Consider the following 895-nt stretch of genomic DNA (forward strand, 5'->3'; position numbering starts at 1 on the left):
TCGTCGCCGGCCATCCCCCCATCCGCGGCGTCCAGCGCCTCTACTTCCAGGACCGTGCCCTGCTCAAGCGGGCGCGTATGGCGCCGCCGGCATCCCCTTCCCCCACCGATGGAGACCAGACCGATGCAGCCTGATCCGCGCACCGACATGCCGGCCGACGACGCCCGGCCGGACCTTACTGCTCACGACTATCTCACCGCTGCCGCCGACGCCGTCTCCCGCGCCGCCAGCGACGGCCCCGTCGCCGTCGATCCCGACGTCGCCGACTTCATGGGCGCCTTTGAGGACGACGCCCTGAGCGAGACCGTGGCGCTCGACAGCATCGTCGACTGGCTGGCTGACGGTGCGGAGGGCGCCGATCATGGCTGACTATCGCGCCGAGGTGGCGGAAGAGATGATCCGCCAGAACGAAGCCGGCACCGCGCCCTGGCAGAAGCCGTGGCAGCCGGGCGTCATCCGCGCCGGAGACGCCCAAGGGACCGATTCTGTATGACATGGCAGCGATGGACTTCGACGCGGCGGCCGCTGCGAGCCTAGTCCGGGCGCAGGAGGCCGGGAATACCGTGACCTTCGGCTATGGCCCGGACAGCGGCTTGAAGTCGCTGGACTCGGAGCACCATCCGGAACTGAAGGCCTGGAGGAAGCAGGGCATGGAGAGTGATGAGGCAGCCGAACGCCATTACCTCCAGGTGCCCTATCCGGACCGTCACGCCGCAAAGGCAGCCGGCGCCCGCTGGGACCGCCATCGCAAGGCATGGTACGTCGGCGCCGACGCCGATCCCGCCGCCGTCGCCCGCCGGCAGGCTAAGGAGCCGGCCGTCGCCCCCGTCCCCGCCGTCGATGTCGCCGGCGCCGAGAAGGTGGGGCTCTATCACCCCATCGACCCTGACCGGAT

Annotated in this window: 3 protein-coding genes; all 3 read left to right on the top strand. The window is 70.2% G+C overall.

Annotation, left to right across the window (positions count from 1 at the left end; translation table 11 throughout):
* Window positions 1–123: 123 nt before the first annotated feature.
* On the top strand, window positions 124–369 hold the full coding sequence (locus tag ABD056_RS22740) for a hypothetical protein (protein WP_343870580.1): 246 nt from the start codon (window positions 124–126) through the stop codon (window positions 367–369).
* A complete protein-coding gene (locus ABD056_RS22745) occupies window positions 362–493 on the top strand; it encodes an ArdC-like ssDNA-binding domain-containing protein (RefSeq protein ID WP_343870582.1) in 132 nt (43 codons plus the stop codon). The genes ABD056_RS22740 and ABD056_RS22745 overlap by 8 nt, the downstream gene beginning before the upstream one ends.
* 10 nt (window positions 494–503) lie before the next feature.
* On the top strand, window positions 504–895 hold a 392-nt coding region (locus tag ABD056_RS22750; RefSeq protein WP_343870583.1), incomplete at its 3' end, for a DUF5710 domain-containing protein.

Origin of the sequence: Caenispirillum bisanense, assembly GCF_039523075.1 — a bacterium.
GTDB classification, from domain to species: domain Bacteria; phylum Pseudomonadota; class Alphaproteobacteria; order Rhodospirillales; family Rhodospirillaceae; genus Caenispirillum; species Caenispirillum bisanense.